This window comes from Geminocystis sp. CENA526 (assembly GCF_050753365.1).
Taxonomy (GTDB): Bacteria; Cyanobacteriota; Cyanobacteriia; order Cyanobacteriales; family Cyanobacteriaceae; genus Geminocystis.
Window position 1 is genome coordinate 1 of the sequence record NZ_JBLZFY010000134.1, and the last position, 9,276, is coordinate 9,276.

The following is a 9,276-nucleotide window of genomic DNA, read 5'->3' on the forward strand; positions in this document are numbered from 1 at the left end:
AAATCTTCATTAAATTTAGTAAATAGCTATCAAAAATCAATTTATGATAATTTTTAATCAAATCTTCTAATGATTCGAGCGATTTAGTCTAAATCTTATCTCGAACTGAGGTGGAATCAGGTAATTGTGTTATTACAATAGAAGATAAGACATTTTACTTATGTAGGCATAAGATAGATAAATTACTCACTATTTACGATATTACGGAGTTAATTCATGAATGAGCAACAGTCTAAGGCAACGGCAAGGGTGAATATTAATAAGCCTAAACTGCGGAATTTTTCCGAGGAAGAATTAAATCGATCGAGTTGGGGAAAATTAGTATTATTTTTAAATCAATCCTACGATAATTTTATTCCTCGTAATTTTGACAAACAAAAAAGACAATTAAAAATAGTAGAAATTCAGAAAAAAATTGTTACTGCTTTAGAAAGTAAACAATATCTGACGTGGGATAATTTATTGGATGATCTCGATTTTAATGATTATGAATATGATATAGCTGAAAAATTTTGTTTTTATCTCTCTCGTAAATATTCGGATAATATTCAAAAATTTTTAGAAAAATGGGAAAATTATGTCACTAATTTTGTGAGTTTATTTGAAGATTATCTTGATAATATTGAAACACCAGACTTAGTAAAATTAAATCAAATAGCAGATATTATTGATGAGTTTAATAAGTCAAAAGAACGCACTTTATGGTTTATTATTTTGTTACCTAAATTTATCGATGATAACTCTCGCAAAATGTTAACTAATTGTACTGGTTATCAAGAAATGATCAAGTTTGGGGCTTCTGAATATTTAGGAGATTTTGGTTTTAAACTACAAAAAGAGTTTGCCTTAACTCGTACGGCAATTAAAGATCGTACAGCACAAAATTTAGTCCAAGAATTAGGGGAAATTGAAACTAAATTTAAGGCAGAAATACAAGATTTAGAATTAACCATTCAACAGTTAGAACATGAATTAAAAGAAACTCAGTTAAATTCTTTAGAAAATGCAGTTTATGATTTAGCAAAATCTTTACAGGATAATCAGCAACAACCTGTTTTAAGTCAATTATTTATTCTCTATAAAAAGTTAGATAATTGCCTCGAAAATAATGAGAGTTTATCCCCGAAAGATACTTTAACTTACTTTATTACGATCGAATCTTTATTAACGGCATTTAAACAGTTAAATATTAGTCAATTTCCCGACAAAATTGAGGGGACTTTTGAGATTACGGGAGAAGATTTAGACAACAATAAGTATAACTATATATCGGGTTCACAATTTGTGAGTAAAGACGATAAAAAAATAGTTAAATGTATCGCTCCCGGTTGGAAAGTAAACGATCGAATCGTCACCCCTGCCAAAGTTGAAGAAGTCTAATTAATCATATTAAAAACTAGCAAAAAAGGAATAAAAACTATGAATAGAATTGCCATTTTATTGGATTTAGATAACATTAAACCTAAGTTAGATATAGTCGAAGATATTTGTAAAAAACATGGTTCGATCGTTATTCGTCGAGCCTTTTCTAATACTCCATCTGTTTTAACCGCCTATGGTAGTAAATTTCGTCAATTTGACTATCGTTTTGAACTAACCCCCGGTTTAACTCCCGTATCTCAAGAGGTGGACAATCTCATTTTTGAAACCGCCGAAGAATTAATTAATAATAGTCAATTAAATATTAATACCATTGCTATAGTAAGTAATGATAACGATTATTCTCGCTTATTTAATAAACTAAAATCTCGAAAAATTAAGACAATTATTATAGGTACAAATATCGGTAATAAATGTCGAGAAACTGCTGATTATGTAGAAATTCTTAAGGATGTCATGCGATCGCAATGTGTTGGCATCGACTTAGGCACAACAAACACAGTGATTTCCTTAACAACCTTCAACGAAATGACGAAGCAATATAACGCTTCGGTGTTAGAAGTGCCATTGAAAGACGAAAATTCCAGTCTCGTGCGCAAAGCAACCATCCCCTCTAGTGTCAGATTCAACAGTGTTGACAGTGGAGAAATCGGAGGACATATTAAAAATAACGCTTATGCTTTCCGAGATCAAACTATTTTGGCTTGGAAACATAACATGGGGGATTCCGATAACGGGAAAGCTTTTTACTATCAACTCACATCGGGAGAAGTTACCCCAGAAATGGCGGCTTCTCAAGTGTTGGCTTTTTGTCGTCAACAGTTACTCGATCGATATGGTAACGTGGAAGGAGTGGTAATTACTCATCCAGCTTCCTACGAATCCGATGCCATTGAAGCCACCCGTAAATCCGCCATGTTGGCTGGTTGGCAAGAAGCTGAAGTGGTTTTGTTATCTGAGCCTCAAGCCGCTTTATACGACTTCCTCCACTCCATGCAAAAAGGAGATATTCCCCCTCGTTTCAATGTGAATACCCCTTCTAATATTATGGTGTATGACTTGGGAGGCGGTACTTTAGATGTCACGCTCCATGAGGTACAGTGGTCACAAAAATACAACAAGTTTGTCATCAATGATATTGCTATTGGCTCTCGTACAAGGGTAGGGGGAGACAAGATAGACAAATTAATCGCTGATTATATCTTAGATCATGGGTTAAACAATGTGGAACTATCCACCGTCGATCGAGATAAATTAAGTTATGAATTGCCCATTTATGCAGAAAAATTTAAGAAATTATGGGGAGGAGAATATAGTTATACAAGGGATAAAAGCGAATTTAAAATGTCTTTTCAAGGAACTTTTTTAGAAGGAAATGTTCCCATTCGTCATAGTATTGACACAGAAAAAATGAAAGGTATTTTAAAAGAATTATTATGCCCTGATTTAACTATTGATTTATTAGAAATTATGAATCCCGATACTGCCTTTAATGAAAGTCCTTTTATCGATCGATTTGATACCTTTATTGTGCCGATTTTGGACGTATTATTAAAAGCAAAAGCTACTTTAAAAGAAGTGCCAAAAGTGGACGGAATTTTACTTAATGGCGGGATGACTTATTTCCCTTTAATTAAAGAAAGATTGAGGGAATTTTTCGGAGGTATTTTGATTTTGGATGAAGGAAATCCAGATTTAGCCGTAGCCAAAGGGGCTAGTTTATTTGCTTCAGGGGCTTTAACTTCTGTAGAAAGAGTAAACCCCACTAATATTTATTTAGAAGCTATTACCAATGGCAATAGTAAACTTAATTTATTGATTGCCCAAGGACAAAAATATCCCTATAAAACCTGTATCAAAGATACTTTTAAATTACCCCAAAAAGATTCAGGTAATTTAGTCTTTAAAATCTGGGTAGGTATGGGTAATAAAATTAATGTTAATACCAAACAAGAACGATCGAGACAAGTGGCATTAAAAAATATTTTTGCCTCTAATTTAAAACAAGGAGACTTGTTAGATTTAGAAGTAGAATATACCTTTGATGAAAGACTTTTATTAACCTTAGTTTCTCAAAAAAATCAAAACGCTCGATTTAAAATTGAAGTGGCTTCCGATACCCAAGAGGTGAAAGAAGTTACCAAAATTGCTAATCCTGTCAATTTACAAACTCTGATTCCCCAAATTTCTCGTACCCGTAATGGAAAAATTATTCAACCCAATATACGAGTTGATTTTAAACACTGGGAAGATGTTGCCATTCAATTAAGCAAAAATTTTAATAATGGACGACTGCACGATCGAAGACGAGATTTAGTCAAACAAACTACAATTGCTGTTAATCGTAGTCAAATCATCGATGATTTAATTCGTTGGTTAGAAATTGATAATTTTTTCAACTCCTCTTCCTTTACCACTAAAACCGTTGTCGCCGTATCCTCTTTAGGAGAAATTTTGTCATCTATTAACCTCGATGAATCTGCCAATATTAAAGCCTCTGAAAATCAACTGGAAAAATGGGTACAAATGAAAATCAATCAAGACTTAGGCAGATTAGACGATCGATTATACCAAGCCATTGTCAACCTACCCGGTAAATTATATTGGACTGGTTTTGATGCAAAATTGATCGAAGGGTTCAAATATTTTCAAATGGAAGCAAAAGCCTTAGTTTTTTTAAACTCTTTAGGAAAATGTGGAGAATGCAATACCCGCAACTTAGAATTTTTACGTCATGTAATCAAAACAGGGAAGCACATGGCACATCGTCAAAAAGCCGCTTGGGCATTAGCCCGTCTCGTTAGCCCAGGGCAACCTGAGCAATGGCGTGTTAGTTTTAAAGAAGTAAGTTCGATCGCCCAATTTGCCCTCGATCGATTATACGGAATCACAAAACAACCTCAAGTAGCCTTAGATTTATTAGGTTGCTTATCGCAATGTTTAGCATGGCAACTACTAGATTTTGAATTAGAAAATTCCATCTATACAAGAGTCGCCCAATTAGAAACCTCAGACTTGCCCGTTTATACCAATCTTAGTGGTTTTTCTCACATAGAATCCATCTTTAAAAAGCGATTAAGTTTACTTTCTAAAATGTTAAGTGTTTCGAGCATATCTGAAGAAGACTCCACAGAAATTAAACAATGGTTACTTGAATCTATCAAAGAGTAAGCTAGTTTACAAATGGAGGTAGGCAAAAGGCAAAGGGCAAAAGGCAACAGGTAAGCGATGAAGTCATTTTAAGACTTAATAAAAACGGTAAGTTAAATACGTCTTAGCCTAGAATTTGTCTATGTCAACTAATGTTGACACAAAGATATTGAACAATAACACTTTTTACACTTAAAATATACTAGCCAATTAATTATTCACATTTTCCTCCCTTTCCCCGTTCATTTGAACCCTTAACCGTGAAACTCCTAATTGCTGTAAACTTGAAGATATGAAAATTTAGTCTAAGTAGGGAATTATATAAAATAACATGAAGCAATATCTTAGAAGTTCTGTCCTAGTCATAGGAGGTGCAGAAGATAAAGTCCACGGCAAAGAAATTTTACAAAGTTTTTGGCATTGTGCAGGTGGTACTGATGCAATTATCGGAATTATTCCCTCCGCCTCCCGTGAACCTAGCATCATCGGCGATCGATATGTCAGTATATTTAGTGATATGGGTGCAAAAGATTTAAAAGTACTAGATGTCAGAGATCGTATTCAAGGAGAAGATAAAGGCTATCAAGAGTATGTAGAACAATGTACTGGTATTTTTATGACAGGGGGAGATCAACTTAGACTCTGTGGTTTATTAGCAGATACTCCCCTCATGGAAAGAATCCGTCAGCGAGTAAAATTAGGAGAAATTACCCTCGGAGGTACAAGTGCAGGAGCGGCAGTTATGGGGCATCACATGATTGCAGGAGGTAGCAGTGGAGAATCTCCTAATCGAGCTTTAGTGGATATGGCGATGGGCTTGGGTATCATTCCCGAAGTGATAGTAGATCAACATTTTCACAATCGTAACCGCATGGCAAGACTATTAAGCGCCCTATCTAACCATCCTGAAAGGTTGGGTATCGGTATCGATGAAGATACTTGTGCCGTTTTTCAAAAAGATGAATATATTGAAGTTATTGGCAAGGGTACAGTGACGATCGTAGATGGTCAAGCCATGAGTTATACTAATCACGGTAAGGTAAGTGCTGAAGAACCCTTGGCACTCCACAACCTGAGATTACACATTTTAGGTCATGGAGATCGTTATAATCGCAAAACTCATCAACCTATGGCTGGGATAGTGGAATAATTAATAACCATTGACACTTTAAGAGCTAAAGCAATAAAAAACATAAAAAATGTTCACCTTGAACAGTTAAAAAAAGATTAAAAACGAGACACTAAAAAATGCCTCTAAAAATAAGTACCGTCTAACAGCAAAAAACCATGAAAATCCTGAAAACACAAACCCTTCGGGGACCTAATTATTGGAGTATCCGCCGACAAAAATTAATCCAAATGCGTCTGGATTTGGAAGACGTAGCCGAAAAACCATCTAACCTGATACCGGGGTTTTATGAAGGTTTAGTCAAAATCTTACCCTCTTTAGTCGAACATTTCTGTTCCAGAGATCATCGTGGCGGTTTTTTGGAAAGGGTACAAGAAGGTACTTATATGGGGCATATTATTGAGCATATTGCCCTCGAACTGCAAGAATTAGCAGGAATGCCTGTCGGCTTTGGTCGTACGAGAGAAACTTCTACCCCCGGTGTTTATAACGTAGTGTTTGAGTATGTTTATGAGGAGGCAGGAAGATACGCAGGTAGAGCCGCCGTCAGACTTTGTAACTCTATTATTACTACGGGAAGTTATCAAGCGGAGGAATTAGCTCAAGATTTAGCAGATTTAAGAGATTTAAAAGCCAATTCAGCTTTGGGTCCTTCCACAGAAACCATCATCAAAGAAGCCGAAGCCCGAAAAATCCCTTGGATGTTGCTCAGTGCAAGAGCTATGGTGCAGTTAGGTTATGGGGCAAATCAACAAAGGATACAAGCCACTTTAAGTAATAAATCTAGCATTTTAGGGGTAGAGTTAGCTTGTGATAAAGAAGGCACTAAAACCACTTTAGCAGAAGCCGGGATTCCCGTGCCAAAGGGTACTGTTATTTATTACCTCGATGAGTTAGCGGATGCCATCGCTGATGTGGGCGGTTATCCCATTGTCATTAAACCTTTAGACGGTAATCATGGTAGAGGCATTACCATTGATATTAACTCTCAGCAAGAAGCGGAGGAGGCTTACGATTTAGCTAGTGCCGCCTCAAAAAGTCGATCGGTAATTGTGGAAAGGTACTATAAAGGCAATGATCATCGTCTTTTAGTCATTAATGGTAAACTCATCGCTGTTTCTGAAAGAATCCCCGCCCATGTTACGGGTAATGGTTCTTCTACTATTGAGGAATTGATTGAAGAAACCAACGAACATCCCGATCGAGGTGAAGGTCATGATAATGTATTAACTAAAATCAGTATCGATCGAACTTCTTTAGGAGTGTTGAAAAGACAAGGTTTTGAGATGGATACGGTACTTAAAAAAGGAGAAGTCGCTTATTTACGAGCCACCGCTAACCTCAGTACTGGTGGTATTGCGATCGATCGAACGGACGAAATACATCCTCAAAATATTTGGATAGCCGAAAGAGTTGCCAAAATTATTGGTTTAGACATTGCAGGAATTGATGTCGTTACCCCTGATATTACCAAGCCTTTGAGTGAAGTCGATGGAGTCATTGTCGAAGTCAACGCTGCCCCCGGCTTTAGGATGCACGTTGCCCCCAGTCAAGGCTTACCTCGTAACGTTGCCGCCCCCGTGCTAGATATGCTATTCCCTGACAATCACCCTAGTCGTATCCCTATTTTAGCGGTGACAGGCACAAACGGTAAAACCACCACCACTCGACTTTTAGCCCACATCTATCGTCAAACAGGCAAAGTTGTCGGTTACACCAGTACCGATGGTATTTACTTAGGGGAATACATGGTAGAAAAAGGTGATAATACTGGTCCTGTGAGTGCTGGAGTTATCTTGAGAGACCCCACTGTAGAAGTAGCAGTGTTAGAGTGTGCTAGAGGCGGTATTTTACGATCGGGATTAGCCTTTGAAAGCTGTGATGTAGGCGTAGTGTTAAACGTAGCCGCCGATCATTTAGGATTAGGAGACATCGACACGATCGAGCAAATGGCAAAAGTAAAAGGAGTCATCGCCGAAGCAGTTAATCCTGATGGTTATGCGGTGTTAAATGCTGATGATCCTTTGGTAGCACAAATGGCGAAAAATGTCAAGGGTAAAGTCGCTTATTTTTCCATGAGTCAAGACAACCCTATCATTATTGATCACTTACGGCGTGATGGTATGGCGGCGGTGTATGAAAACGGTTATCTCTCGATTTTTGAAGGGGAATGGACACTCAGAATTGAGAAAGCCGAAAATATTCCCGTCACCATGAAAGGTATGGCGCCCTTTATGATTGCTAATGCTTTGGCGGCATCCTTAGCGGCATTTGTTCACGGTATCGACATCGAATTAATCCGTCAAGGGGTACGCACTTTCAACCCCGGAGCGAATCAAACCCCCGGCAGAATGAACCTTTTTGAGATGAAAGATTTTTCTGTGTTGATTGATTACGCTCATAATCCTGCTGGTTATTTAGCTGTAGGGGAGTTTGTGAAAAACTGGAAGGGCGATCGCCTTGGGGTAATCGGTGGTCCTGGAGACAGACGGGATGAGGATTTGATGCTATTAGGTAAAATTGCCTCTCAAATTTTTGATCACATCATCATCAAAGAAGATGACGATAATCGAGGGCGCGATCGAGGTACTGTAGCTGAATTGATCGCAAAAGGTATTGTCGAGGAAAATCCCAACGCTAGTTATGATGTCATCCTTGACGAAACCGAAGCCATTGAAACAGGACTCAAAAAAGTCGATAAAGACGGCTTAGTGGTTATCTTCCCAGAAAGTGTCACTGGTTCGATCGCTATGATTGAGGAATATCAATCTAAGTAGTGAATAGTTGATAGTGAATAGTGAATAGTGAATAGTTTTAGAAGGTTTATTATTATGAAAAATTTACTATATATTTTATTATCTGAATATCGGGAAAATATTATAAAAATTGCTGATAAACATGGTGCTTATAATGTGAGGATTTTCGGTTCTGTAGCTAGGGGTGAAGAAAAAGAAAATAGCGATATTGATTTTTTAATTGACTATGATTTAAACAGAATTACTCCTTGGTTTCCTGTGGGTTTAATTAATGATTTAGAGGCTTATTTGGGGAAAAAAGTTGATGTGGTAACAGAAAAATCTTTACATTATTTTTTGCGAGATAAAATCTTAAAGGAAGCGGTTTTATTATGAAAACTAATCAAGTTTATTTAATTCATATTAGGGATTGTCTAGCCCGAATTGAAGATTATACTAAGGAGGGAAAGGAGTTTTTTTTTAAGGATTTGAAAACCCAAGATGCGGTTATTCGTAATTTGGAAGTTATGGCGGAGTCTATCAAAAAATTACCTGATGAATGGAAACAGGATTTTAAGGAAATTTCGTGGGGAGAAATTACTGGTTTTAGAAATCGTTTAGCCCATGAATATTTAGGTATTGATATTGAAATTGTTTGGGAAATTATTGAGGTTTTTTTACCTCCTTTAACTGAAGCTATTACAGAGATGACGCAAAAGTATTGGAATGTTTAATAGAAATCTCCAATAATTAACAATCAAATCAATTAAAATACACTTTTTGTAAATTTTAGCTTTTCTTCGGCAAGAAGCCCCACACTGTATTTTTCGTTAAGAAATACCCACACAATCAGTGTGGGATGAATTGCCGTCCAGATTTATT

The 9,276-nt window shown here is 36.7% G+C and carries 6 protein-coding genes; all 6 read left to right on the plus strand.

All coding sequences use genetic code 11. The annotated features are described in order from the left end of the window. Nucleotides 1-216: 216 nt before the first annotated feature. The 6 genes from grpE to ACN4EE_RS20705 all read left to right on the plus strand — a co-directional run bounded on the left by grpE (nt 217) and on the right by ACN4EE_RS20705 (nt 9,128). Nucleotides 217-1,380 (plus strand): nucleotide exchange factor GrpE, encoded by a 1,164-nt coding sequence (gene grpE / locus ACN4EE_RS20680; protein ID WP_431708395.1) that lies wholly within the window; start codon nt 217-219, stop codon nt 1,378-1,380. A gap of 39 nt (nt 1,381-1,419) precedes the next feature. Further along, nucleotides 1,420-4,551 carry an Hsp70 family protein gene (locus ACN4EE_RS20685; RefSeq protein ID WP_431708396.1) on the plus strand — a complete coding sequence of 1,044 codons (3,132 nt, stop codon included), beginning with the start codon at nt 1,420-1,422 and terminating at the stop codon, nt 4,549-4,551. A 310-nt stretch (nt 4,552-4,861) separates the two neighbouring features. Continuing rightward, nucleotides 4,862-5,680, plus strand: coding sequence for a cyanophycinase (locus ACN4EE_RS20690; RefSeq protein ID WP_431708397.1), 819 nt, complete (start codon nt 4,862-4,864; stop codon nt 5,678-5,680). 137 nt (nt 5,681-5,817) lie between these two features. Further along, nucleotides 5,818-8,436 carry a cyanophycin synthetase gene (gene cphA / locus ACN4EE_RS20695; protein WP_431708398.1) on the plus strand — a complete coding sequence of 873 codons (2,619 nt, stop codon included), beginning with the start codon at nt 5,818-5,820 and terminating at the stop codon, nt 8,434-8,436. Between the two features lie 54 nt (nt 8,437-8,490). Continuing rightward, nucleotides 8,491-8,790 (plus strand): nucleotidyltransferase family protein, encoded by a 300-nt coding sequence (locus tag ACN4EE_RS20700; protein ID WP_431708399.1) that lies wholly within the window; start codon nt 8,491-8,493, stop codon nt 8,788-8,790. Beyond that, the gene (locus tag ACN4EE_RS20705; RefSeq protein ID WP_431708400.1) at nt 8,787-9,128 is read left to right on the plus strand and encodes a HepT-like ribonuclease domain-containing protein; all 342 of its coding nucleotides are present in this window, start codon (nt 8,787-8,789) and stop codon (nt 9,126-9,128) included. The genes ACN4EE_RS20700 and ACN4EE_RS20705 overlap by 4 nt, the downstream gene beginning before the upstream one ends. Nucleotides 9,129-9,276: the final 148 nt, after the last annotated feature.

Coding starts and splice junctions, on each gene's coding strand:
- ACN4EE_RS20685 (WP_431708396.1), top strand. CDS start 1,420: ATGAATAGAATTGCCATTTTATTGGATTTAGATAACATTAAACCTAAG.
- ACN4EE_RS20700 (WP_431708399.1), top strand. CDS start 8,491: ATGAAAAATTTACTATATATTTTATTATCTGAATATCGGGAAAATATT.
- cphA (WP_431708398.1), top strand. CDS start 5,818: ATGAAAATCCTGAAAACACAAACCCTTCGGGGACCTAATTATTGGAGT.
- grpE (WP_431708395.1), top strand. CDS start 217: ATGAATGAGCAACAGTCTAAGGCAACGGCAAGGGTGAATATTAATAAG.
- ACN4EE_RS20690 (WP_431708397.1), top strand. CDS start 4,862: ATGAAGCAATATCTTAGAAGTTCTGTCCTAGTCATAGGAGGTGCAGAA.
- ACN4EE_RS20705 (WP_431708400.1), top strand. CDS start 8,787: ATGAAAACTAATCAAGTTTATTTAATTCATATTAGGGATTGTCTAGCC.